The following is a 26,597-nucleotide window of genomic DNA, read 5'->3' as shown; positions in this document are numbered from 1 at the left end:
GTTATTTCTCTTCCTGCCGCTTACGCAAAACTTTCGGATAGTCGGATTCCGCTGCTTTTTCACTGCCATACATCGCCGGATCCTGCCATAACCGGGTCAGGTAATAGTTGACCCAAATTTTGTCGCCGTATGACGATCCCACCCGAAGTTGCAACGTGTACTCGAAGTTCTCGGCATTCGCGCCGCTTTCCCAGCGCAGTTCCAGGCGGTTGCATTTCGCGCCGTAGTGCGCCTGATGATACGTGATATGGCTCTTGTCGTGATAAACGTTCAGCGCAAAGGCGTGCAGCAAGGCATATTTGCCGTCGCCGTCCTTGCCGCCGACACCGGCCACCACCTCGAAGGCCTGGCAGCCCGTCAGCGTTTCGGTAATATTGTGCCAATTGCCGTCCGCAGGCACCGGCAGCTCTCCGCGGCGTCCCATCCTGCCGAAGGAAGCGATTGTGCCGGCGACATCCAGTTCGAAGCGGGGATTGCCGGTATTAATGCCGACACTCGCCTTGGTAGCGCCGCCGGGTTCGGCGCTGTCAGCGCTGCGCAATGTCAGAACATGCGGATTCTGTTGATCGCCGAAATTCAAACTCCCCGTTGCCTTATCGATACCGACCGACCACATGGAACTGAGCGTCGACATATTTTGATAAAAACTCATCAGCTTCCCGTCACCGAGCTGAAAAACTTTCAGTCCGTCATCAATCGTCTTTTCAAATCCGTCGTCGATCAGATTCAGCGTCGAATCGATCAGATCGGCAAACGCCACCTCAGTCGGCATCTTGCCGTTCTTGAACTTGGCCTCTAGTGTTTTTCTATCTTTTCGCGCCATTTTTCGTCAGAAATTATAAAAGTGCTGCCAATTTCGAGCTCGCCGATTCCGGTAATTCGCGGCTCGATGACATCGTAACGATCGTCCAGTTCGATAAAATGCTGTTGGATCGGCGCCACGATGCTCCAGGGATAGACCGGGATTATATCCTTGACTTCGGCAGTCTCCGCTTTGTCCGCGCTATCCAGCAAATCGTAAAAACCTTCGCCCATGGGCGCGATGCGCAATATCGACAGGTTGGTGACGCGGTCAATATAATCCAGATTCTGAATAAAAGATTCAATATCGTGCTTGCTGACCACCCATCCGAAATGGCGGGTGTAACCCAGGGTCTCGTTCCACGGCGACAGAAAATCCGATATCGCCTGATTCAGGCGCGCCGAATACATACCGGCCAATAATGGATTTTTCAGCTTAACCGTGCAGCGTACTTGGATGACTTCGTACACCGGATTAATGACATGAACCGTAGCAAATGACGGTGCGTACCGGCCGATAAAATCCTTTACATCATTGATCAGATGACCGCTCAGCAACGGTTTATGCGCGCTGATCACATTCTCGGAGAGGTAGGGCACCACCGCAATCAATAGATGGCCGGGATTGAAACGCTGCTCAGCCACAAAATCCGGACTCATGCCGGGAAAGCACTTTACCTTATAAATTTGCGGAAATTGCTCCAATGTCAGCGATTCATAGTCGGCCGGCAGCAGGGCGCGTTGTTTATGCCTCAGCCGTTCACTGATGCGGATCCGTAAATGACCGCGATCCTCGGCCAGGCGGCCGCCGAAGGAAGGTTGAATTTGCTTGACACCGCCGATCCCGGGAATCGACTTGCGCAGCTGCGAGACCGCACCGGCCGGCAACCGGATGGCGCCGCTCAACACCGCGTCTTCTTGCAAGTACCGGCCAGCTTTCAGCGCTTGCGTATGAATCGAATACAGGCTGCAATACTTTTCCAGCTCACGATCGGACGACACGCGCAGCCAGCATAACCCGCCCGGCAACACCGTGTTTTCCTGCGAAATATCCGCCGGAATATCCAGCGTGATGATGCCAGCTTTCATGAACCGTTGCGTGGAGTCCGCGATGATCTCTTTGGTGCTCAAAGGCAACCAGCGGTTGTCCGTCAAATAAAACCACTGCATCTCCTGCACGGCGGCATGTTCAACCGGCAATGAATTCTCGCGCAAATGAAAATACAGCGTAACCACGCCGCCGCCCGCCAATCCATTCAAACCGATCAACAGATTCCCGGAATATGCGTACTGCGGCAGCAGATGATAGGTTTGATCGGCTTGCATCGTTACATCTTCCCAACCCAGCGGGTGCAAATGTATCATTTTCTCGCGCATCGCCGCACTGCAACCGGCTTCTTCCTTGCCGAGCACGATGTGCGCGCAAGCCCGATAATTCGCCGAGATGGCGGTAATCATCGGCGTATAAGGCAGATTGGGTACTTTCTTGAGAAATTTGGCGTGCTTCTGCTTGGCGTTGAAAGTCAAAACGTTGGCTAAGGCCGTGGGGTAATCGCGATGACCGAACGCTTGCTGGGGCGCTACTAGCGTGAACTTGAAAAAGCCTTTATTGGCCGATGGCGTGTAACTGAATTCTGTCGCAGAACCACGGTAATCATCGGGACTCCAGTAGGATATCACCGCAGCACAAGACAACTCGCTGTGCTCATTCACTTCGCTGCCGCCGTCCAAGCCCGTTTTAATTTGAAAAAGCGGATGGGCGGCCATCCCCTTGACATTCTCCGGCAGCCATTTTCCGTTGGCCAGAACCGACGTGCCGACGCGGAAATCGGTATCGCCGAAAGTTTCGTAACCTTGATAGTGCGCTTTAAATCCACCGATACCGGCAGGCAAACCGCCCCACTGAATTTCTATATTGAAATCCGACAATTGTTTCCCGGCTGCTTCGGCGCATCCGACGATGAAATAAGAACCTACTTCGGGAATCGGGCCAAAAGGCGTAAATGGCGCCAATGGTGACAGTTGCCCGATATTGTTATACAACTGCAACAGCCGGCATCCTTCCACCGTCACATCGATCCTGATCCGCTCCAATTCCAGCTTACTCAGAATCCCATAAGGATATAAATAGCTGCGCGGATTTTGTATCATCCGCACCACCGGCAACCGGGTCTCATAACCGTCGCCATGGATCTTCTGGTCGTAAGGAACAACCGGCGGAAAATCTTCCGGTAAAAAGAAAGTAACTACCAGGCTGTTTTCTTTCTGCTGCGGATCAACACCCGAATAGGAAGGCAGATATTCCGCCAGCTCCCGCCAGCCGTCTTCAGCCGATAAGCTGACGATGAACATATCCCTGAAAACTTTAAAAAAGGCCTGCTGCTCCTGAACGGACGATACGACACCGCTGCTCCCGGCCGGCTGCATGGCGACCGCAATGTTCCGGATCCACTGCTCCAAAGACACTTCCGGCTCACCAGTGAATTGCATCCGGATGCACACAGTCCGCCGTCCTTCCTGCAACCGCAGTACTTTACTGGCGACAGCGAATCCGATGCGGGCATGCTGCACCAGCATCGTATCCTCAACTTTCTTGGGCGCGCCGAACAACGGATACGATTGCAGGCTTTCCTCGCCCAGCGCGCTATCCGCCGTTGCAACCGGCACCTCATTCAACCAGCCGCCGGTTGCCAGTTGCCGGGTGGCTTCATCCACCCGGTCATTCAGGACGACCGACTCAAACAAACTATTCTCAGGGAAATTCAGCGCGTCGCGTTTAAAAAACAGCGTATGAATCGCACTGACCGCGGCATCGTTGATCTTGACATCCTCAGCGGCTGCATACACGATAGCGCGCTTGTTTTCATCCAGCCCAGCCAGAAACTCCGTGCCCTTCGGTATCAGTACCGTGTGATTCTTCTTGCTCGGGGCCACCACCAAATAGACATAATCCGATGCAAAGCTCCGCGGCCGTGCTTTCAGCACCTGATCATAGTAGAAGTCGACATAATTCAGCGTAAACCGGTTGATTTTATGATGCAGCTTTTGGAATAGCTGCAGAAAAGCGATCAAAAGCCCCGCCGCCGGCTCGTGATCCTGGCTGACCAAAGAAGCGGATAGCAATTTCTCCGCACTGAGCTGCACCATTTCGATGGCTTTGATAAAAGCATAGAAACTGGAGCGGATAGGCACGGGATCGGAAACATCCACGGCGGCATTCGCCCGGCTCAGTTTGGTTTCTTCCACGGCGGACATCAGCGCAATCAAGTCGCCGGAAAAAATTTCCTCGAGTGTGCGATGCGAAAGGTAACCGGCCAGATATTCCCCGAGTATGGCGATATCTTTTTTAAGCCCGGTAATCACGCTTTCCACAACCTTGCGCAACTCAACACCCAGCGCATTTTTCGCATGCGCGAGCAATTGCAGCCATTGATCGAGCATAGTGACCGCACTATAAGCCGCAATCATGTGCCGGCCAATTTCTTTGGCGGGTAGTGCGCGCAATGCTTCGATTAATTCCCGATGGGCATCGGTCACATGACTGTTATCGCCATCGCCGTTCCCCAGTTTATCCAGATCGACCGCCAGTATGGTGGCAATAACGACCGTTTCATCCCATGAAAAAAAATGCTCCCAGGTACCGTCTTCACGATTTTCCAGGTTATAAAATTTCAGCACCCGGGCATATTCAACCGCGAGCGCCAATAAGGTGTGAAAACGCAATTCGGCGACATTGAAATAATCCTTCTCAAGCGCCGGCAGCAGCCTTTTTTCCTGACTTCTGCCGTCACTGATGTGCAAATGACTATTCGTTAATCGATCAGCACGAACCTTCATTCACCGGGGAATCCTCATAATTTGACATTCGTTCCTTCCGTGAAATAAAACGGATACACGATATTGTGACGATTATTCGTTGCACGCACGATGTACGCGACATCGATCTTGATCAAGCCGTTCAGGATATCTTCCTGGTTATCCGAATCCACCCGGATGCTTTCCACAATCACCCGCGGCTCGAAGAAAAGGATCGCGCGCCGGATTAAATCGACCATGACGGTTACCGCCGTTTCATTGATCTCTTCAAAGACCTGACTTTTCAGGCCGCAACCATATGTCGGCTGCATCACGCGTTCGCCGGGATTGGTCGATAAGAGAATAAACAAGCTTTCATGAATATCTTCTTCCGCGGCAACCTTGCGCGCCGATCCCTGTTTATTAAACTCGGGGGGAAATCCCCAGCCGGTACCGAGAAAGGATTTGTCGATACTCACCGTTTTGTTTCCCCTGTTAACCGCCGATCATCACGGTCGGCAAACCCAGCACAATCGTACCGCCATGCGCTGTGGTATCGCCGACCCTGGCTGCTGGACGATTGCTGATCATGACCGTTGCGGAACCCTTCACAATACTGTCCGGCGGACCGACGCAGACGCACATATCCCCTACCACGGCGGCCGGCATATTGCCGATTAATACAGTGGGCACGCAAGGACCGCTAATCGGCCCGCCGACATGGGGAATCGGTGGAACGCCCGGTGTTTGCATCGGGCAAGTATGCATGTCGGTGATACGTGCGGCTGGGGGCATGATTACACTCCTGTCAACATTTAATTGAAATCCTGAGCACTCAATGCAGCTTAATTGATCATCACAATAGCGCCTTTCACCGTAGTCTGGCCGCTGGCCGACAGCTCGGCCGTGGCATTGCCTTTGGCGCTAAAACCGACGTTGGCTTGATGATTGATGTTGAGTCCCTGATTCTTGATATCCGCTTGCGCCGTCAATTCGATATTGCTCACCGCGTCGATGGTTACCTTGCCCTTGGCGCTGATCTTGATGTCTTTCGGGCTGTCGATGACAATGCCGCTGGAATTGAGCTCGATTTTGTTTGCATTCTGGTCTTGCAGCAGAATCGATTTTTGGTCGTCGCTGATGACGATTTTGTTATTGCCGGGTGTGGTCAGTGTGATGACTTTCTTGTCGTCGTCGAATTCCAGCTTGAGCTTACTGCGCGTCACCACGGCTTTGGTGAAATTATCGGCGGTCAATTCGTAAGGCATCTTCTGTTTGCTGCTGTACAAACTGCCGAGAATGACCGGATGCGATGGATCGTCGTTGAAGTATCCCAGCACCACTTCGTCGCCGATCTCCGGAATAAAGAAAGCGCCGATGCCGTTGGAACCATAGAAACTGGCCAGCCGCGCCCATACGCCGTCGGTTTCCGCCTGCAATACCGGAACGGATACCTGGATCTTGTATTGCCCCTCCGGATCGGCATCGAGCTTTTTCACCACACCGACTTGCAAGCCGTTAACTCCGGGCACAAAACCGGAGGTCAGCGGCGCTTCGGTTTTATATTGCTCGGTGAACCACTGCGACGGCATGCCGAATTCGATTTCCGTCACCCAATTGCCTTGTTTGATGTCATGTTTCACTGCGGTGACCAGCACATTGCCGTTAAAGCGCGCACCCACGCCTTTCAATTCGACCAGATCGCCGATTTTTACCTTGGCACTGCCTTGAAACGCCGCATAACCTCGAATGCGCGCCAAACCCGACTTGATTTGCTGCCCCTTGGCCCAGCCGGTCAGCACGGCATTCTCCAGCGGCGCATCGGTTTGCAAGCGGAAATAATCCGGGGCGATCACACTGCCCAAATCCGCAGCCTTGAGATTGCCTTGGCCGGTCAGTTGTTCGGGACTGGCTTGCGCTTCCTGCACGGCTTGACTGGTCAGATCCCAGGCAATGCCTTTGACCACCGGGAATTGCGAAGCCGCATCCAGATCCGCGCTGAACGCCATCAAGTCGATGCCGTAGGTCAGAGTCAAAACGGCGCTGCCGTCCGTTTGCGGCGCCTTGACGCTGACTTTGCCGCTGTCGACAGTCACCAGAAAACCATTGACCTCCGCCCGGGTCAGCAGGTAATCCCAGTCGGTGCAGTAGTATTGCACCAGTTCCTTATAGCTGGTGGTAGTGGCGGTGACATCGGAACTCAAGCCGCTGTATGCGCCGATCAGCTTGCTGATAATGTCGCTGTCCTTCGAATCGACGAAATTGGCGTTCTTGCGCCCCACCGTCATGGCAACCGCGCTGTCCTTACACTGCACGATCAAACGGGAAAAATTGTCACCGTCCATTTTGATGCCGTGCTTGATGACCACGCCCTTGAAAACGGTACTCGTTTGATTGGCATAACCGGCGTTGATGGTGATCACCGCGCCGGGTTTAAAATCATCCGCGTCACTGACCGGAAAATCGTTGTTCGGCATATCCCCGTCCAATATGACGATCCTGGCGCTGGGAATTTTATTTACCCCGTAAACGATTTCGATCGAAACGATTTGAACGGTATCGGCTATGGCGTTGCCGTTACTCAGAATGATCACCGATATGACACCGGTGCTGCCCGTTAAGGGGGAATCCGCCATAGTCAACCTTGGTTTAATGGAGGGAACCGCAGCTTGGTTCCCGGTTTTAGATTACGAAAATCCGTCAGATGATTAATCTTGGCAACCTCGAGATAGTAGTTACTATCCTGATAGATCCGGTAACACAGCAGCGGCAAAGTATCTCCCGCTTTCACCTCGAGCAAATGCGTCAAGTCGGGAGATTCTTGCGCCGCTTCCTTGGAAATCTCCTCGCTGCTCTGATATTCGATGAAGGTCAGCGTCACTTTGGCCCGCAACGGCACGCCGCTGGGTTTGAACAGGGTATAGTCGAAGTTGAGCGACTCCACCCGTCCGTAGAACAGCAACGAACCCCATTTGAGCTGTACGATCGGCGCTTCATGTTTAGTGCCCCGGTAGGTATAAGCCACATCCTTGAGCAGTTCGATTTGTTCCTTGATCGGAACCGGCGTGCTACCGGCGGTGCTTGAACCGGATGCAACGGCTCCGGTTGCATCCAATACCAATTCCTTCAAAACAATTTTTTCCGGATGGCTTGCGTCGTACTTGGTCTCGGTTCCCGGTTGTCCCAGAACGCGGTTTTTTGAATAGCTCAGCTTGAACGTATGCTGATAACCGGCGGGATTGATCATGGCTTCAAATTTCTTCCTTGAGCCGTCGACACTGATTTTGCCGTTATTCACGGTACACGGGGAAATCGTCAAAAGCACCTTGGCACCGCTTTGCGCCATTTAACGCTCTCCCTTTTCCTGCAACAAATCCGCAATCATACGGCGGCATTCGGCCAGCACTTCTTCTTTTAACAGCCGGTGTTCTTCCGTTAGGTCAAGATCTTCTTGCCCGGTGCGCTGCACGATGCTCGACTTGATCAACAGCTGTTTAATCTCTATCGCCATTTCGAGTTCTGAAATATCCTAGACAATGCGAGTCGAGAAGGTATACCTGAGAACGATCTTCTCTATAGCTACTTCATTCTTCGTGGAATTAAAGCTTTCAAATTCCCATTTCACGGGAAAAGCCGAATTGAATAACCATCCACGAATAGGTTTTTTATCTTCGTTCATCAAAAAAACCCTGACGGGCTTCAATTCGACCGGTTTGATAAAATCATTCTCCATAATCGTCTTGCACCATTTAACCAATGGCGAAGTCATGGGCGCAATCCCGCGCTTCAGTTCAAGATTTGGATGCTTCACACCTTTAGGCAATTGATGAACAAACCGGTTTTCCCCTCCTTCGATCACGGTTTCGACTTCAATTTCAGATGCGATACCCGACACTTCCTGAAAGGAAGTGTCGGCTGTTTCTTTGGGCCCGCCAAATATAACCTTGAAATAAAACGCCGAGGGCGGGTAATAATCAGCTTGTTGAGAGCTATCCATCTAAAGTAAACACTCCCAGTCAAGTTCACCCTGAATAATCATCAGCTATTGGCAATCGTCAAGCCTTCATGCACGATCTCGATGGACTCTATCGCCACTTCGTTACCTTCCGATTTCAGATCGGTGCTGGTAATCTTGGTCGGCCAGGCGTTGGTCAGGGTCCACACCATGGTCGCTTTACCGCCCTCATCCAGCAAACTGATGGTGACCGGCAAACGCTTGATGGTATTCATCTTGATTTGCTTAAACCAATCCCAGAATTTGTTATCACCCTTGAAGACGCCTTTCTTCATAGTGATATTGCCAACTTTTTTCATGCCCGGCATCTTGATCACGGAGAATTCCGGGCTATCGCCATGACGATATTTGATTTCTTCCGACTGAATATCGAGACCGCTGACTTCCTGAAATCGCATAACCTGCGAATCCCATTTAACCTGAAAATAAAATTTCGGCATGGGCCAAACTGTCGTCGATTGAGCTGATCCATCATCTGCCATAATGCACTCCCAATTTTATGATTAGAAATATAGCGTTCACTAACTGTTTCAGTAACACGAACCCTGGTTAAGATTTCTGCATTTGTTGCTGGAAGGTAATTTCGATAAACTCCGCCGGACGGCTCAATGCAACCAGCACGGTCACTTTCAACATGCCGTCCAGAATGTCCTGCGGCGTCATCGTCTCGCCCAAACCGACGAACACGCCGAAAGCATCTTCCGGTGTCGCGCCAGCCAAGCCGCCACGCTTCCAGATGCCGATCAGGAAATTGCTGATCATGCTTTTTATGGTTACCCAGGTGCTCGAAACATTGGGTTCGAATACATACGCCTTGGTCGCCAGTTTGATCGATTCTTCCAGCATGATCATGGTTCTGCGCACATTGATATAGCGCCAATCCAGACTGTTGCCGTCCAGTGTGCGCGCCCCCCAAACCAATGTGCCTTCGCCGATGAAGGTGCGGATTGCATTGATCGACTTGCCCGCCGTTGTGACATTCAGATCTTCCTGCTGCGCATGCGTGATCTCGACAGCAGGAGAAATCACCGCGTTCAGGCTGACATTGGCCGGCGCTTTCCACACCCCGCGCGAATTGTCGACCATGGTATAGACACCCGCCATACCTGCGCTGGGCGGCATCAGGTTGAGTTTCAGTTTGATACTTTCGACGATGGTTTTATAGAGCGGGCAAACGGCCGTCAGTATTTTATGCAAATCCTCGTCGCTCGACATCGTGGCGGTCTTCGGCGTCACACCGATTTCCGCAATCTTGCCGTTGATCTCGGCTTTTTTCTTGTCGTCCAGTTGACTGCCATCCGTTTCCGCTTTCAGCAATTCCTGCAATTTGTCGGCATTGGCAACATTGGCAAAACTCAAATCGCCGGTTTGCACAATCGAAGTATTGAGCCATGGATAGTAGGCTGCGGCGAAATCCAGGCTGTTCGTGCCCAGGTCGTTTCTGAATTTCTCGATGCATCCGCTATCCTGCGCTTCCTTGTAGCCGTCATACACATCCAGGATGGCAAAGCGATTTTTCATCACTTGCCCGCAATGGCTCAACGCCGCTTGCTGCAACGCGATGCAATCCGGCTCCGCCAGCGACATGGCATCGGGAATCACCACCATGGTAGGCTCCTGTTCTTTCAGCAAAACATCGATGCCTGCGCTTAATTTCGGTTTTTCGATATCCTGGCCGTAACTGCCGACCGAAACAATGTAGCAAGCCCCGCCGCCATTCTGGAAGAACAGCATCATACTGTGATACAGGAAATAGCGCGCACCCTGGAGTTCCAGCACGTATTCCTTGTCACCGCTCGCGAAGTCCGACTCGACAGCCGCAGCCGGTGCAGTGCCTCCTTTTCCCGCCTTCGCGGTAGCTGCCGCCGCAGCCTCGGAAATCTGATACTGTGTTTTTGGCGGCCCGCCAAAGAAGCTGATAAATTCCGACATGGATGAAATACGCCACGCCTTATTCAGTAGAGTTTTTCCTTTATTGCTGGCTTTTTCCGTATACCCGATAAATGCCGGTACTGCGGTCGCCACTTCCACCACGGAATTCGGAAACGCACTCTTTTCAACAATGTAAACACCCGGTGTCTTATACTGCCCCATCATCAGCTCCTTTTAATTGGAATCGTAGCATTCATCGACAATTTTCTTATCACCCAACTTGATAAGTCCAGCCTACAACCTTGTTTAAATTGAACATAGCGCAGCTTAGCGGATGTAGTATCAATACTCAAGCGTTATGTAAAAAATTGGCAAAATTAACGCCGTTAATTCCTACTTCCGGCAGCAAGTGCAATCATGATTGACGTGCTGCATGCTCACGTAACCAGGCTTCAAGCTCTACGGCCGGCACCGGCCGGTGAAACAAAAAACCTTGATAATAATCGCAATCATGCTGACGCAGGAAGGCTAACTGCTGTTCCGACTCAACACCTTCCGCCAGCACGCTTAATTTCAGGCTGCGCGCCATGGCGATAATCGTTGCGGCAATTTCACGATCGTTGGGGTCGTGCGCCAAACCGCGCACGAAACTTTGATCGATCTTGAGCTTATCAATCGGGAACCGCTTCAGATACGTCAATGACGAGTAACCCGTGCCGAAATCGTCGATCGCCAGTTGAATTCCCGGCGCCTTCAACATTTTTAGCGTTTCAATCGAGCGTTCCGCGTGTTCCATGAACATGCTCTCGGTTAATTCGAGCTCCAAACAACCCGCCGGCAGTTTCGTTTCTTCCAGCACGCGCTGGATCACTTCGGCCAGATCCGCCGATTGAAACTGCCGCACCGACAAATTGACCGCCATCACGAGCGGCGGCAGACCGGCATCGATCCAGGCGCGCCCTTGCGCGCAGGCGGTGCGCAGCACCCATTCGCCGAGCGGCACGATCAAACCGGTTTCTTCCGCAATCGGAATGAATTTCCCCGGCGGCACCATTTCCTTGCCCGGCGGCTGCCAGCGCACCAACGCCTCGGCGCCGACCACCCGGCCGCTACGGGCATCGATCAGCGGCTGATAGTGCAGAATGAATTCTCCGGCTGCGAGTGCGTGGCGCAAATGATTTTCCATCACCAGGCGCTCATTTGCGGCAATGCTCAACGCTTCCGTGTGGTAGCGATAGGTGCTGCGTCCTTCTTTTTTCGCCAGATACATCGCCATATCCGCATGCTGAATCAATTCCGTGACATTGCGCGCGTCATCCGGAAAAAGACTGATGCCGATACTCGCATTAATGAAGATTTCGTGCCCGCTCGGCAAAACAAACGGGGTAGCGAGCAAATCAATCATAGTTTGCGCAACGGTTGCAGGCTCGCTTGGCTCTTTGACATCCTCCAGCACCAGCAAGAACTCGTCGCCACCCAAGCGCGCCAGCGTATCTTCCTCGCGCAGGCGGTTTTTCAAGCGCGCAGTCAGCATAATCAAAAGCTCGTCGCCGACCGGATGTCCGAGACTGTCGTTGACATTCTTGAAACGATCGAGATCGAGACAAAGTGCCGCAATACGGAAATTGTGCCGCTGCGCGCGCTCAATAGCGTGAAGCAGGCGTGATTGCACCAGCAGCCGGTTCGGCAAGCCGGTTAACGGATCGTAGTGCGCCAGATGCGCCAGACGCGCCTCGGATTGTTTCATTTGCGTAATATCGGTAAAAACCCCGACGTAATTGCAGGGCTCATTCTTGTCGTTGCGGACTGTGGTGATTGTCAGCCATTGCGGATAAATTTCACCGTTTTTGCGGCGGTTACAGATTTCTCCATGCCAATAACCTTCCTGCAGCAATCCGGCCCACATCGCTTGATAAAACGATTTGTCGTGGCGCCCCGATTTGATAATTTTCGGATTCTTACCGAGTGCTTGCGCTGCGCCATAACCGGTAATTTCCGTATACGCGCGGTTGACTGCCAAAATGCGCGGCTCCAGATCAGTGATCACAACGCCTTCGCGGGTGGATTCGAATACCGCCGCAGCCTGCCTTAAGGTTTCCGCCGCATAGACTTTTTGCACCGCCAGTGCCGTGATGGAGGCAAACTCATGAATCAGCGCCAGATCGGCGGATGAGGGCTCGCACGGCATGTGGTGATAAATGGCGAAAGTACCCAGCACATCGCCATTTTCGTCCTTGAACGGCAACGACCAGCAGGCGTGAAGATCGGCTTTGCGCGTCAATTCCAGATAAGGCTGCCAATACGGATGACGATCGATATCGGAAACGATCACCGCTTCATCGCGCCAGGTCGCCGTGCCGCAGGAACCCGCGCCGTCGCCGACCATCAGTCGATTGATCGCTGCGTTGTAATCATCTGGCAAGCTGGGCGCAGCCCCATGCTTCAAGCGGCCCGCATGTTTATCCAATAGCAAAATGGAAACCAGCATGTCGGAATTGATCGCTTCGAGGTGTTTGGCGATATCGCTCAAAATCACCGCCAGCGGTTGATTGGCGACGATCAAATCCAATGCCGATTGATGCGCTCGCCGGATTAATTCAACCCGCTTGTGCTCGCTGATATCCAACCAGGCGCCGACAATTTCATGCGGCTGACCGTCGGCATTCCGTATCAGCCGCAGCTCGTCGAGAATCCAGACGATTCGTCCGTCACGGCGAAAAAAACGATAATCGTGCGTCAGTTGATCATCGGTGAGCAGCGTTAATTGACGCGCCGCTACCAATTCACGGTCATCCGGATGCAAGTGGGAAAGCCACCAATCCGGAACGAGTGCTTCTTCTACCGTATAGCCCAGCAGCCGCTCGATATTTTCGCTGACCCAAACAGACTGCAATGCATCTGCCGTGAAACGAAGGTTGTACAGCACCATCGGGCTGGTGGCCAGCAAATGAGAAAGGCGCAAACTGGTTTGTTTCAGGCTGATCCGCTCGCGCACCAGTTCGGCTTGCCGCTGCGCTTTTTCCAATGTGGCGGGAATCTCGAAGAGATAACCTTCATGTTTGGATAAATAATCTTCCACACCCAAATGCAATGCGCGCGCAGCCACCATTTCACTGCCCTGCCCGGTGACCAGCACGATGGGTAGTTCCAGCTTGCGCTCTTCGCGCAACAGCCTGACAAACTCGAGACCGTCCATTCCCGGCAGGCGGTTATCGATCAGCAAGATATCGAAATCGGCCGCCTGCTCCGGACCGGCCGGCAGCAGCGCCAAAGCCTCTTGCGCGCTGGTCACCGCGGACAAATGAATGTGCGGCGCATACTGAGCCAAATGACGGCGCATCAGATCGATATCAAAACTGTTATGTTCGATGTACAGCACGCGCAATGTCAGCAGATTGCGGTTCACACTTTTGCTGCGGAAGCGTGCCAGCGCACTGCGCAATATGCGCGGCAGCCGCTCCAGATAGTCGCCTTCCTTGATCAGATAATCGTCCGCGCTGGCTTTGAATGCCGCAATTGCCGTATTGTGATCGCCCGACCCGGTAATAATCACCACGGCCAGCGGCAGCCGCCGCTCCCTGACGTTGGCCAATGCTTCCAGCCCCGAACCGTCGGGCAAATTGAGATCGGTCAGCAGTACATCGTAATAGTCAGGCTTGTCGAGACATTTCAGACCTTCCGCGAGCGATGTCACCGCGATCAATTCGATGTCGGGCGCCGTTCGCGCCAGCGTGCGCCGGGCCAAATCGGCATCGCTCAGGGTATCTTCGATATACAGGACGCGCATCGCAGTTACCCGTTCAATTCGTTAAGCACGCACCAGTAAAGCTCTATCTGCTGCGCTACGTTCATGAAATTATCAAAGCCGACCGGCTTGATAATGTAAGAATTGGCTCCCAGGTCATAGGCGGCTTGAATATCGCAATCTTCTCCCGAAGTGGTCAGCACCACGACCGGGATGCGGCGCAGCACGGCATGCGCTTTCAGTGTTTTCAGCACGGCAAGGCCATCGATCTTGGGTAATTTCAAGTCGAGCAAAATGACCGCCGGTTTGGTTTCCCCGCTCTCCCAGCGTGGCACCCAGGCCAGCGCTTCCTCGCCGTCGCGCGCCACCAGAATCGGATTAGCCAGTTTGCACCGCTGGAAAGCACGCAAGGTCAAGTCGACATCCAGTGGATTATCTTCAACAAGGAGAATGGGCGGACGTGAACTCATCATGATGACTCTATCGCTACTTCGGTTTTTCTTGCGCTGCCGGTAACTGCAAATAAAAGGTCGCTCCTTCGCCGGGCGCGCTCTGCGCCCAAACCCGGCCGCCCATGCGTTGCATGGCCTTCTTGACCAGAGCCAGGCCAATCCCCGTCCCGGGGTAATCCTCCAGTCGGTGGAGGCGCTCAAAGATCTCGAATATGCGCTGATTATACTTCATATCAAAACCGATACCATTGTCACGAATCCACAAAGAAATCCGTTTACCTTCCTGCTCAGAACCGAATTCGATACGCGGATGCGCTGAGTATTGACTGAATTTGATCGCATTCTCCAATACATTGCGCAGCACCAACGCCATGCCCTCGCGATCGCCGCGCACCATGAGCGGCGGCAGATGCGCGGCAATTTCGATTTGATGTGCGGCGATATCTTCACGGCATTCCCCCAGCGCTTGCTGAACCAGAACGGACAAATCCAGCGCATCGGATTCAAGCTGGCGCCGCTCCATACGCGAATACGCCAGCAAGTCATTGATCAGCTCATTCATGCGCGTCACCCCCGTGCGTATATTGCGAATAAACAAACGCCCCTCGTCGCCCAATTGATCGGCGCAACCTTCTTCCAAAAGCCGGCTGTAACCCTCAACACCGCGCAACGGCGCTTTCAAATCATGGGAAACGGAATACACAAAACTTTCCAACGACTGATTGAGCGCTTTTAATTCCGCTGTGCGATCCGTAATGCGCACCTCCAGATCGGCATTCATCTGCTGCAAGGCCGTTTCGGCTTGTTTGCGGTAAGTGATATCCTCGGTAAACATGGCAATCCCGCCGATTGCGCCATCGGCTTGATACCAGGGCCGCACTTCCCAGCGCAGCCACTGCACACTGCCATCCGCCCGCACGAAACGATCCTCGTCGGCGCGAATGATTTCGCCGCCCAGACAACGGCGATGGATAGCTTTCCATTCCTCGCCGATCTCGGGGAAAACATCGTAATGGCACACCCCCGATAAATCACCCTCATCCAGTTTGTAATCGCGGCGCCAACGCTGGCTGCAGACAAGATAGCGCAATTCCCGGTCGAGCATGGCTAATGATGCCGGCGCATGCTCAATGAGCAATTTGAACCGCTCCTCGCTTTCTTGCAGCGCCACCTCAGCCAGCTTGCGCTCGGTGATGTCTTGCACGGTGCCGCGCATGGCAATGACGCGACCGTCAGCATCGCGTATCGCTTCTCCGCGCGAGATCGTCCAGCGATGCACACCATCCGGCCGCACCACTTCGGCATCGCACTCAAACGCCATGCCTTCGCACCAGCATTTTTGCACCGCCGCATCCAGCCTGTTCCAACTTTCTGCGGTGTAATAGCCTGCTATTTCCTGATAATTGGCGGGCGGCAGAGCCGGATCACGGCCGAAAATGGCGTAAAGCTCCTCAGACCAGGTTTGCTCGCCGGCACCGTTCCAGGTCCAGTGCCCGAGATTGGCAATGCGCTTCGCTTCCTTGAAGTTTGCTTCGGTTTCCTTGCGGCTTTGGATATCTTCCACAACGGAAATAAAATAATCCGGCGTGTTATCGGGCTTACGCACCAGCGCAACGTGAAGATTGGCCCAGATCACGCGGCCGTCCTTGCGGATATAGCGTTTTTCCATCGCATAAGTCGCAATCTCACCGCTCAACGTACGCCTTACCTTATCGAGATCCGCATCCAGATCATCGGGGTAGGTCACATCCTGAAAAGTCAGCGCCATCAGTTCATCGTGACTGTAACCCAGGATAGCGCAAAGCTTGCGGTTGACACGCAACCAATACCCCTCGAGTGAAACAATCGAAATACCAACGGCAGCTTGCTCAAAAGTAGCTTGAAAGCGCGCTTCACTTTCGCGCAACTGTTCACGGGAATGCCGATACTCGGCGACCAATTTACCGGCGCGCGCCAGCAGCTCGTTCACGCTGAAAGGTTTATGCAAGAAATCCTGCACCCCGAACTTCAGCAACCGCACGCACAGATCATCGTCCGCCTTGGCGGTCAGCATCACGATGGGAACCCCTTCCAGCTCGGCATGTTTGCGCATCTGCCGCACCATTTGCTCACCGTCCATCACCGGCATCATTACGTCGGAAATGATTAAATCCGGCGGTGCAGCCAAAGCTTGTTCCAATCCTTGCCGGCCATCGAAGGCGCTAACCACCCGGTATTCCGGTTGCAACGTATCGGCGAGAAAGCGATTCATATCCGCATTGTCTTCAACCACCAGCACCAAGGGCTTATTACCGTCAGGAGCGGATACGGCGGATGGCGGATGGCGCGCGCCAGCCCGTAACTCAGCGATGGCCTCATGCACTCCGCTTTCGTCGGGCAGGGCCGGTGAATCCGATAGCACCGCACCAGCCGGCGCTGAACACGGCAACGTGATTCTGAATAGCGCGCCGCCACCCGGCGGCTCTTTAAGTTCAATCTCGCCACGCAACAGATGAACGAAATCCTTGACGATAGCCAACCCTAATCCGGTTCCACGGTACCGACGAGTTGCACCGTTTTCCAGTTGGACAAAACGTTCGAATACACGCTCGCACATATCCTCCGGTATGCCGGGGCCATTATCCTGCACTTCGATTTGCGCGCGATCTCCGCTTGCGGTCAGCCGTAACGAGATACAGCCTTTATCCTGAACAAACTTGAATGCATTCGACAGCAGATTGAGCAAGATGCGCTGCAACTTTTCATGATCGCTTTCGATCACGCAAGCTTCCGGCGCAATCACTTGCAACGCGATGGCGCGCTCCTGCGCCAGCCATTCGAAGTAACTTGCCGCAGTCCGCACCAGCTTTGCCAAATCGAACCGCGCCCAATGAATTTGCATGCGCCCCGCTTCGAGTTTGGTCGCATCGAGCAGATCGGTGACCAACCGGTGGAGAACATGCGCGTTGCGCAGCAGCAATTCGGTTTCCTGGCGCTCCTGCGCTGCTGCATTGTTTTTGATGAGCCGCTGCATGCGGCTCTCCAACGGTGCGAGAATCAATGTGAGCGGGGTGCGTAACTCATGGCTGATATTGGCAAAAAATTGCGACTTGAGTTGATCCAGCTCGGTCAAGCGCCGGTTCAGCTGCTCCAGCTCTTCCATTGCAGCTTTCAAGGCGCGATTGGCTTGCTTAACTTCCGCCGCACGCCGCACGATTTCCGCTTCCATGCGTTGCGCGCGCGCTTTCACCCTGCTCAACTGCGCTTTATTGTCATGACTGACAACGTATTCGGTCACGTCCTCCACATGATGAATGATATAAGCGACATGGCCTTCGGCATCCAATACCGGCGTGTTGACCGGGCTCCAGTATTTGAGTTCGAATGCGCCGCTGCCGTCGCGCAACGGAATATCGTACTTTTGCACGCTCATGACATCCGCTTGTTTCTTACTCACCACATGATTCAGCGAGGCACGCAAGTCACGCACGCTGGTGGATGCTTGATCTTCCGGGTTATCGGGAAAAACATCGAACATGCTTTGACCCACAATGGCGTCGCGCCCGGTGCCCGTCACCTCAAGGTATTTATTGTTCACCGCGACGATGGTGAAGCCGGAATCCGCGCGCAGGATCAAATACGGATGCGGGCTCGCCTCGAATAACTGCTGATAGGGTGGAACCTCATGCATGAACATCTCACGTTTTTAGAAGGCGGTCAACACGCATCAGGAATCAGAGGATGCATTATAAGGCCATGATTTTTATTTAATAAAATTGATGTTGTCAACAGGGTTTTTAACTGCTGCGAGACTAAGCCGATCGATGCGAACCTTCCAGCTGATGAACAGGACTGGTATAAAATTAACCCATGCTGTATGTTTTAGCCATTCTCCACAAACCTAACGCCACACCATCGCAAAATGAAATTTATCGGACAAGTATCGAACAGCAGGAATCAGCAGTCCGCCAGCAAAGCCTCTGCCGATGGTGTTCTGCAGCAACAAAATAGAAACAGAGATACACCGGAATTTGCCGACAATCGGCCTGGAACGGCCGCGCAAAAGCAGCTGATCGAAACGATAAAAAATAGCCCTCAAGCAAAAAAATAGCGCAGACCAAGGCAATGATCCACAGCTCGCCTCGCCAAACCGCAAGAAAAGAAATACCGGCTACCAACCTGACCAGTACGAATGTTCATCCCGGCTACAAAGGCGTGTTACAAAAATTCGGCAACAGAGAGCGGTTAGATCATGAACCCATTTACCCGTCGAAACTACCCGACAGTCAGTATCAATATTCCGATTCTTGGATAAAAGGGCCTTACTCGGTTCCCTCAAAAGTCATTGCCAGACTTGGCAAAACCGGGTTTGGCCCGGATGTCCAAAACACACCTTTTTCCGCCGACGTGAAGAGTTTAAGACCCAACACCTATGAAAGCGCGCACATGCTGGCACGTTCACATGGAGGCACTCTAGGCCCGGGCAACATCGTACCGCTCCTGATCTCCACCAATCAGGACATGCTAAATAATGTGGAAAATAAACTATATGATGCCCGTTATAAAGGAGCGGCCGCCAGGGCCTTCAAAATGGAAGTAACGCCACAATACGGAGTACACACCGGAGCAAATCTTGATCCGATTGAGCAGTATACACCGACGCAAATTGACTATTCCATTGAGGAGTACGAATTTAAAGGAAAGAAATGGACATGGGATAATTGGAACGATTGGCAGAACCGAGGCGACGCAACTACGCTGGGCTACAAAAAAACGATCACCCACAATCCTTTCTTCAATTCCCTACCCAACAAAAGCGGCCATACACTGCAGGAAAAGGATACGAAAGTGAATCTCATCGTGAACAAAGCGATCAGTAAAGCCAAGAAAAAGAACGAATCCGAAGTGGATGGCTACCTAAAGGGTATCGAAAAGATCAAATGGTATTATCTGAATAAGCTGGAGCCGGCTTCTCCTAAAGTATTTAACGACCAATGGTGGGCGTGGGACAAGGATCAGAAACAGGTCTTTGCTAATCTCACATTCGATCTTCAGGAATTTTTAAATACCGGTGAACTCAGTGAAATTCTCGGGGAATATGAAATCAACAAAACCGTTCCAGGCTATTGGTGACAGAATTAAAATAAACGGGAATTAAGAATTAGAAATTTGTATCAACTGATATAAATTTCAGAAATATTCTCTCTGTTGCCACCAGTCGTTTCTCCGTGCACCTGATCCACACGCGCATTCGGCAGACGTTTGATCAGTATTCTATCGCCCGTGCCGGTGGATTCCTTCAATTGCAGGCGCTGATCGGGTTGTTCATGCAGCGGGATCGCCTTTGACGATTGCAGTTGAACCGCTTCGCGATTTCCGGGCAGCAGGGTGTTGCCCAGGTTTTCAAATTGAAGAGCGTTGTCCAAGTCCGCTATGTAGACATTGCGTTTGGATAAATCACCCAGAATGTAGTATTTCCAGAACGTCTGATTGGCGGCAAAGCGAATATAAAACCGGCGCGCTGCGGCATCCAGTTTATCCGAGCACAACCCTTGTTTACCGGCGGTAATGAGCAATTGCAGAATAAAGACCGGTTTTACGAAATAATCCTTGCGCTCCAGCATTTCGGGCAGGGGATCGGCGGTCAGCTCCATCCAGGCCGCCGCAGTGACGTTCGGATCGGGGTGCAGCATTTGCTTACCCGCAGCGGCGCGCGTGATCTGCTGATTGCTGAAAAAAAGTATCGCATTATCGGGCGGCGCTCCCGGAGAGGTATAACGGAAAAAATTGCTGTCCTTGGAAAACACCTTGAAAGCCAGCGTCAGGTTATCTTCCGCGTGCAACCGCAAGATGTCGATTTTCTCTTCATCGAAATAAACCGCCACGCCGCTTTGCGATGATTTGACCAGTAACCCCGCATTCCTCAGTTTGGCAGCGCAAAATTCCGCCGCAACGAATTCCAGCATTTTGCAGTTTTTCCCCGCGAAATAGGCATGCTCGACAGTCACACTCGCGAGAAGACGATAAGCACCCACAGTCCGGTCAACCTATGATTTTTCCGGGACCGTCACTATTTCACCATCGGCTGCGGTTCGCCCACAACCGGGATACGGCCGGCGACATCCTCGGTATCGAAAGCCACCATGCGTACCTTATACAGAATGGACGGCAGATATTTCCCTCCCAAGGAACCCCATAAGTTACTGAGATCCTGGATCGATAGGTTCTCGATGTCCAGAATCAGCTTTTCGATGCGCTCGTCCATTTCGGGCGCTGTTTGATGCGTGACGACATGATTTTTCTGGAAGAAATGGATCGTGCTGGATAAAAATTTCAGCGCTTCCGGATAATTGTTGCCGGTAAAATTGGCCGTCATCATCAGGTATAGATTGAAATAGAGCGGCACGCTGCTTTGCACTTCCCGCTCGCCGACTTCGTGCAGACTTACCTGCCGGAACGGAACGCTGTCTTTCTCGATATTGACCAGGGAAACAACCAATTTATTATTGATATTGGCCGCCATGCTGCCGTCCATTTCCAGCAAATTGGAAACCACCACAACATCTTCATTCAGATTGTAGGTACGCCGCAAATACTGATTCAACTGCGTCGCCAAAAGTTGTACAGCCAGGTTAATCATCATAAGCAGTCAAGAATCCCTGTTTCCGGCGGAAAAATTAACATTGTCTTCGACCCAATAACAAAACTGCGCAAACTGGAAGTCATGTCACCCGCCATCAACCGATTACGCGGCAAGTAAATGATTTCCTTCCGGGCGAATGTACTGGAAGCCCGATTGGCTGTCAAACACACACCAGTCAGGCATTCTGCGATGTCACGGCGAAGCAACCGCCCATTCGGGCGCTTCGCCTCCCTTCCACAGCAAGCGGAACGGCATTCCTCCGGGCTTGAGAAAAGGGGGCATTTGCGCGTCTTTCCGGATAACCTCGCCGCCCTCGAGTTGAAATACCACGTAAGCACAACGATGCCCCCAATTGGCTCTTGGTTCAAGGTCGACAAACGTTACCTGCGCCTCCCAGGGAACGTCGATCAGAGCATCGCCGAGGTGAATACGCGTTCCGGCGCTGACTGTTTCACGGCTGACATAGACAATCGCATTCAGCAGTATTGCATCGCCAAAAACAGCACGCACACGCTCGAAGATGCTCGGATCGGATTCCATCATCTACCTAAGGCTTTCTTCACGGCTTCACCGACAGCGGCACGCAATTCCTTCTCTTGTGCCGCGGAAGCGCTTTCGAGCTTGCTCTCGATATCCTGCAACTGCGGCATCAATTTGCTGTGCACCACGTCATAAAATTCCGGAATCGGTTTGCGCAGATAGTAAGGCTGCAAAGCTTCCACCAGCAAGCGGCAATAAATCGGCCAAATGTACCAATAGCGCTGACCGAGGAAACAGTTGCCGGCTGCCGCCGAGGATTGACTGAAGACCGGCGTGTCATACGGATCGTGCACCGAATCGGCGTAGTTATGCGCTTCGCGTGCCGAAACCTTACCCGATCCGTCGGTATCCGGGTTGGATGCAAGCGCGCCGCCATAGGGCGTGTGCCCGGCCATTGCGGCAATCCAGTCGCGCGCGAACGGGTCGAATTGCGCGCCGCCGATCGAGTTGTTCAATTCCAGGCAAGCGGACGAAACACTGGTGTGCGTGGCGGTTGATTTCGCCAGGATTGGCGCGTTAAACCCCCCGGCGTGGCACTGTTCCATCATCACCATCATGCAATAGTGTTTGGGCAGCGTCGCCAGCGTATTGGCAAAATCGTACGCCAGGTAGTCCGCGCCGCTATAGGTACAGAGGTACGATTGTGTGCCATCATGCCCACCATGATTGTTGGTATGAATCAACAGCAGATCGTCCGGTTTTAGTTTGGCCTTAAGCGTAGTAAAAACCGCATCCAGATCGGCCTTCGTGCCTTTTCCGTTGACCGGCATGCGGTAAGCGCTGCTGTCTCCCGGCCAGCTCACCACCGGATGCGGATTACCGTTATAGTTGATCGTGCCGTCGTAGTTCAGCACGAAGATATTCGCGGCGGGAAAGCCGTAAATATCGCGCAGCGTACGGTAAAGAAACTCCAGATCGTTGGTATGCCGGTTGTTCGAAGCACCGGAGAATAAGACTGCGTAGCGCTGCCCCTTCCTCCAGCGGATCGGACAACGCAGCCACGGCAGAATGGGGTAATAGATTTCAGGTTCCGCGATCTTGATCGGGGTATGAAACGCCTGAAAAGTCTTGGGAACTTCAGCCGTCATGTAAGGCGGAAACTGGGCATTCACTTCGCTGTACAAATCCCCAGTTTCCGCATCGTGCAGCAAGAAGCGGCAAGGATGCGACCAGTTGAACTGCGGCGCGTCGTCGGCGAACACCATGATGGAGTTGCGTTCCATGACGATGCGCTGCTTATACGCCAGCACAACTTCGCCTTTTTTGAGTACTTGGTTTTCGATATGGAGATTGGTGTTACGCGCAGCTCTCCAGGAAAGATTACTGACGATGCCGGATTTAATTTTGCTGATTAATGCAGAATCTTTTGCCATGATGTGCCTCCCATAGATAGAAAAAATAGAACTACTTTTTCAAGAGAAATGATGCACTCAGAGTTTGATTATCCGCCAACGGCAGGATTGATAAATCAAAACTCTTTTTCAGTGTGATCCAATCGGCACAGGAAAACAAGACATTTTGATGCGATCCGCCACAGCACCCGGCAATGAGCTGGCGCGTGAGAACCGGGAATTTAAGCGGACTAACGAAATATCACGGAAGGTATCGTGAATTCAACCGGTGAATACAGCAGCGGCTACTTTATAAGCGCTTATGGATGTCTTCTTAAAGTATTTCGTTAATCCCATAACGAATTTCCATTACAACTGCACTATCGCCCCGGCGCCATCCGGAATGGCAGTTAATGCCGGCTACTCGTCTGGCATTGAAAACAGGGCGTAATCAATCCACCTCATCCGGGTGCCTGCACATGACAATTGGAAACCAAGCACATACCGCCGAAGCCTTTCATTGCCATACGGAGCTCATCCAGCACTTTTTGCGCCCTGTCTTCTTTGCAAGCGAGAATGATCACAATGTTTTCATCGGTTATCAGAACGTCATCGGGATTACGCATACCGCGCGATCCGAAACCGCCCACATTCTTGAAAAGGGTATATCCGCGTACTTCGGATCTTTCCAGCAATCCCGTCAACTGATCGAGATATTCCGATCCAATAACGATTTCGAATCTTTTCATTATTATCGATTCATTCATCGATTCCTCTCCTCAATATCAGATAATTATTAACCAATCACTTGAAAATCGAACGCCCCCGTGGGCATATTTCAATGATTTCCGATCGCAATCACGGGGGCGCAATCCACACTTCGTTTAGCCCGAACTGTTATCTCTTATAGCTTCAAGATAAACAGGATGACCTGTTTCCACCTGGGCAACCTGATAAACCCTGTAGTGTTTCTTCGTCGCAGACGGCTCTGTAAAAGCGGCCAAGTAAAACGTAATCGTGTAAAGAATCGTGATTGCATAAACTACAACCAGCTGCGGTGCTTTTAATAACTCTTTAGTTTCCATTTATTACTCCTCTTTTAGGATGTTTACCGGTTATTCATACCAACCGGCAAAAAGCGCATCGCCGGTTCGAATAAATATCCAGGTTAATAATACGTTCTTTCAGGTTGACAATAAAACTACTGGCCTATCAACCAATCACCCTCAATTGCAGTGACCAAAGAACAAACAAAATAAGGATCGATATATAATAGTCATTTAAATGCAATGACAAAAACCCCACTTAATAAAGATACAAATTAAATATCTCACCTTGGAATAGATCATATAGATTGAATGTCTTGGTGATAAGTCCAATAAAGCGAAACATTTTGTTTCCGAATTAGATACAATGACACGATGCAAGATCTAAATCTTTTCGTCATTTTCGCGCGGGTGGTAGAAACAGGCAGTTTTGCCGAGGCGGCTCGGCGCATGGACATCTCGCGTTCAGCGGTGAGCAAAGCCGTTGCGAAGCTTGAGAAAGACCTCAGCACCCGCTTACTGCTCCGTAGCACGCGACACCTTAGTCTGACCGAAGCAGGCATTGCGCTGTCGGAACATGTGAAACGCATTCTGGAAGAAGCCGAACACGCCGAGCGGGCCATCAATAGCCTTCATGACGAGCCGCGCGGAACCCTGAAAGTAAGCACGCCAAGCTCATTCGGAACGCGCCATATCGCTCCGGCGCTCCCTTGTTTTCTCGCACGCTACCCCGAGATCAAAGTTGACTTAACGATTACCGATCATCCAGGCGATTTGATTGAAGAAGGGTACGACGTGCAAATCCGCGTGACCAATGAGCCCGATCCTAATCTGGTAGCGCGCAAGATTGCGCCTGTCCGCCGCATATTGTGCGCAACCCCACAGTATTTTCAACAATGGGGCACACCCCAAACTCCGGCGGAACTTGTAAAGCATAACTGTCTCGATTGCGCGCTTTCGCCCGAACAAGGCTATTGGCGCTTCGACGGACCGGAAGGCAAGATCAAGGTCCCGATATCCGGAACCCTGCGGATCAACGATAACGATGCGCTCGCGCAAGCAGTGCTGTATGGATTGGGCATCGCCCTGCTGCCTACTTATACGATAGGCATGGAATTGCAAAAAGGACGGCTGCAAACGGCGCTGCCGGACTACTTATCCGTGGAGCGTCATATTTACGCCTGCTATCTCCCCAGCCGACATCTACCCATAAAAATACGCGCTTTTATTAATTTCCTAGCGGAACACGTTGGCGACATGCCTTATTGGGACCGGTCTTTAGTAAAATGAACATCGTGTTTAATACTTAACCTGGCAGGTATATTTACTTGCATTGTTTACCGAATTCATTTTTATCTTTATCTGGAAATAACATGATGAGAATTAATTCTTACCAAAGATATACGACATTACATATAGGATTATTGGGCAGAATGTCTTATATGTTACGTTATGTATCTAAACTGATTTTCATTTGAATTTATGAGCAAAATTGACATATTTGAGCGCGAGGAGAGTAGCATTAAGTCGCTCGACTTTCAGGGGTACGGACTTACTTCAGTGCCAGTGTTTCGCCAGTATCAGCACCGCAACTCATTTGGCTTAGATCCAAACAAGAAGATTCACAGGATATTCCAAACGGAATATCTAAATAACGATATCTTGAATGGATATCTAACACTTCCAAGAGCTAGCGCGTCAATTTGGAAAGATCCTTTAGAAAATCCGCTCTCAGATGTAAAAGATATAGATTCTGTTACAGGGGGAGTCATTACGCTGGGCGATCTGGTAAATTCTTTCCACGCGATTTGTTGGACACATCGAGACAAACCAGAGGCATCTGATTGGAAAAATTTCTCCCACGGAAAGAAAGCTATTCGGATTACGACGTCCGTAGGAAAACTCATGGATCGCATCATGAGCATCCAAGATTCCTACTACATGCATCGAGCGTGGCTTATTGAAGTTGAGTATAAAGATCCAGCTGCTATTGCAATAATGCAGAACCCTCCAGAAGTCTATCGACGCACAGAATCTAGTGGAGCATTGTTAGCTCTTGCCGCCGCAATTGTTCGCACTTCTTACTCAAGCGAAGATGAGATTCGACTTCTGTTTGATGCGTCTCTGCAACCTTATCTGGAGGGCATGATTGTATTGAAAAATCCAGATCGTATTCAAATTCCTTTTGAGTGGAACGGATTTATAGAGAATCAAGAGTTTGGCCCGTAACGGTATATAACACTTCTCCGCTAAGTTCAAATGCTAGGTATTGAAACCAAAGCTAATCCTGCCTTTGAATTGAATACCCCGGATTTTCCGGAAACAAAATAATTTAAGAGAAGAAGTTGAAGATTCAAATCAATCATTCACCGAAATTC

23 protein-coding genes are annotated in these 26,597 nt (G+C 51.7%); 4 read left to right on the top strand and 19 right to left on the bottom strand.

The features are described from left to right. Position 1: 1 nt before the first annotated feature. The 13 genes from HRU77_11540 to HRU77_11480 form a co-directional block, all read right to left on the bottom strand. Positions 2-823, bottom strand: coding sequence for a hypothetical protein (locus HRU77_11540; protein QOJ21262.1), 822 nt, complete (start codon positions 821-823; stop codon positions 2-4). Beyond that, positions 796-4,638 carry a baseplate J/gp47 family protein gene (locus HRU77_11535; GenBank protein ID QOJ21261.1) on the bottom strand — a complete coding sequence of 1,281 codons (3,843 nt, stop codon included), beginning with the start codon at positions 4,636-4,638 and terminating at the stop codon, positions 796-798. Before HRU77_11535 ends, HRU77_11540 begins: the two co-directional genes overlap by 28 nt. Positions 4,639-4,652: 14 nt before the next feature. Next, complete coding sequence (locus HRU77_11530; protein QOJ21260.1) at positions 4,653-5,075, bottom strand: GPW/gp25 family protein; 423 nt, start codon at positions 5,073-5,075, stop codon at positions 4,653-4,655. Between the two features lie 16 nt (positions 5,076-5,091). Then, positions 5,092-5,391: a PAAR domain-containing protein gene (locus HRU77_11525; GenBank protein ID QOJ21259.1), complete on the bottom strand. Its 300-nt coding sequence runs from the start codon at positions 5,389-5,391 to the stop codon at positions 5,092-5,094. A 50-nt stretch (positions 5,392-5,441) separates the two neighbouring features. Then, positions 5,442-7,232 carry a type VI secretion system tip protein VgrG gene (gene vgrG, locus HRU77_11520; protein QOJ21258.1) on the bottom strand — a complete coding sequence of 597 codons (1,791 nt, stop codon included), beginning with the start codon at positions 7,230-7,232 and terminating at the stop codon, positions 5,442-5,444. A 2-nt stretch (positions 7,233-7,234) separates the two neighbouring features. After that, complete coding sequence (locus HRU77_11515; GenBank protein ID QOJ21257.1) at positions 7,235-7,942, bottom strand: peptidoglycan-binding protein; 708 nt, start codon at positions 7,940-7,942, stop codon at positions 7,235-7,237. Then, complete coding sequence (locus HRU77_11510; protein ID QOJ21256.1) at positions 7,943-8,107, bottom strand: hypothetical protein; 165 nt, start codon at positions 8,105-8,107, stop codon at positions 7,943-7,945. Positions 8,108-8,125: 18 nt separating this feature from the next. Beyond that, positions 8,126-8,593 carry a phage tail protein gene (locus HRU77_11505; GenBank protein ID QOJ21255.1) on the bottom strand — a complete coding sequence of 156 codons (468 nt, stop codon included), beginning with the start codon at positions 8,591-8,593 and terminating at the stop codon, positions 8,126-8,128. Positions 8,594-8,634: 41 nt separating this feature from the next. Next, positions 8,635-9,093 carry a phage tail protein gene (locus HRU77_11500; protein ID QOJ21254.1) on the bottom strand — a complete coding sequence of 153 codons (459 nt, stop codon included), beginning with the start codon at positions 9,091-9,093 and terminating at the stop codon, positions 8,635-8,637. Between the two features lie 67 nt (positions 9,094-9,160). After that, complete coding sequence (locus HRU77_11495; protein QOJ22155.1) at positions 9,161-10,705, bottom strand: phage tail sheath family protein; 1,545 nt, start codon at positions 10,703-10,705, stop codon at positions 9,161-9,163. Positions 10,706-10,898: 193 nt separating this feature from the next. Beyond that, entirely contained in the window at positions 10,899-14,270 is a 3,372-nt protein-coding gene (locus HRU77_11490; protein ID QOJ21253.1) for an EAL domain-containing protein, read from the bottom strand. A 5-nt stretch (positions 14,271-14,275) separates the two neighbouring features. Beyond that, positions 14,276-14,701 carry a response regulator gene (locus HRU77_11485; protein QOJ21252.1) on the bottom strand — a complete coding sequence of 142 codons (426 nt, stop codon included), beginning with the start codon at positions 14,699-14,701 and terminating at the stop codon, positions 14,276-14,278. 13 nt (positions 14,702-14,714) lie between these two features. After that, positions 14,715-18,350, bottom strand: a complete 3,636-nt coding sequence (locus HRU77_11480) for a PAS domain S-box protein (GenBank protein ID QOJ21251.1) — start codon at positions 18,348-18,350, stop codon at positions 14,715-14,717. A gap of 231 nt (positions 18,351-18,581) precedes the next feature. On the opposite strand from HRU77_11480, the gene HRU77_11475 reads away from it, so the two are divergent. Both HRU77_11475 and HRU77_11470 read left to right on the top strand, forming a co-directional pair. Continuing rightward, positions 18,582-18,770, top strand: a complete 189-nt coding sequence (locus tag HRU77_11475; GenBank protein ID QOJ21250.1) for a hypothetical protein — start codon at positions 18,582-18,584, stop codon at positions 18,768-18,770. Between the two features lie 14 nt (positions 18,771-18,784). After that, a complete protein-coding gene (locus HRU77_11470) occupies positions 18,785-19,792 on the top strand; it encodes a hypothetical protein (protein QOJ21249.1) in 1,008 nt (335 codons plus the stop codon). A 41-nt stretch (positions 19,793-19,833) separates the two neighbouring features. On the opposite strand, the gene HRU77_11465 is transcribed toward HRU77_11470, so the two are convergent. From HRU77_11465 to HRU77_11440, 6 genes are all read right to left on the bottom strand, one after another. Then, the gene (locus tag HRU77_11465; GenBank protein QOJ21248.1) at positions 19,834-20,625 is read right to left on the bottom strand and encodes a hypothetical protein; all 792 of its coding nucleotides are present in this window, start codon (positions 20,623-20,625) and stop codon (positions 19,834-19,836) included. Between the two features lie 104 nt (positions 20,626-20,729). Further along, positions 20,730-21,299 carry a DUF4255 domain-containing protein gene (locus HRU77_11460; GenBank protein ID QOJ22154.1) on the bottom strand — a complete coding sequence of 190 codons (570 nt, stop codon included), beginning with the start codon at positions 21,297-21,299 and terminating at the stop codon, positions 20,730-20,732. Positions 21,300-21,494: 195 nt separating this feature from the next. Next, complete coding sequence (locus HRU77_11455; protein QOJ21247.1) at positions 21,495-21,845, bottom strand: hypothetical protein; 351 nt, start codon at positions 21,843-21,845, stop codon at positions 21,495-21,497. Then, positions 21,842-23,215, bottom strand: a complete 1,374-nt coding sequence (locus tag HRU77_11450) for a caspase family protein (GenBank protein QOJ21246.1) — start codon at positions 23,213-23,215, stop codon at positions 21,842-21,844. The genes HRU77_11455 and HRU77_11450 overlap by 4 nt, the downstream gene beginning before the upstream one ends. 419 nt (positions 23,216-23,634) lie before the next feature. Continuing rightward, positions 23,635-23,940, bottom strand: coding sequence for a DUF190 domain-containing protein (locus HRU77_11445; protein ID QOJ21245.1), 306 nt, complete (start codon positions 23,938-23,940; stop codon positions 23,635-23,637). A 117-nt stretch (positions 23,941-24,057) separates the two neighbouring features. Beyond that, positions 24,058-24,258, bottom strand: a complete 201-nt coding sequence (locus tag HRU77_11440) for a hypothetical protein (GenBank protein QOJ21244.1) — start codon at positions 24,256-24,258, stop codon at positions 24,058-24,060. A gap of 336 nt (positions 24,259-24,594) precedes the next feature. On the opposite strand from HRU77_11440, the gene HRU77_11435 reads away from it, so the two are divergent. Continuing rightward, the gene (locus HRU77_11435; GenBank protein QOJ21243.1) at positions 24,595-25,509 is read left to right on the top strand and encodes a LysR family transcriptional regulator; all 915 of its coding nucleotides are present in this window, start codon (positions 24,595-24,597) and stop codon (positions 25,507-25,509) included. Between the two features lie 192 nt (positions 25,510-25,701). Then, positions 25,702-26,448, top strand: coding sequence for a hypothetical protein (locus HRU77_11430; protein QOJ21242.1), 747 nt, complete (start codon positions 25,702-25,704; stop codon positions 26,446-26,448). Positions 26,449-26,597: the final 149 nt, after the last annotated feature.

It is taken from the genome of Gammaproteobacteria bacterium, from assembly GCA_015709615.1.
GTDB lineage: Bacteria > Pseudomonadota > Gammaproteobacteria > Burkholderiales > Nitrosomonadaceae > Nitrosomonas.
The sequence above is the reverse complement of the archived record's forward strand: the minus strand, read 5'-3'. Positions and strand labels throughout refer to the sequence as shown.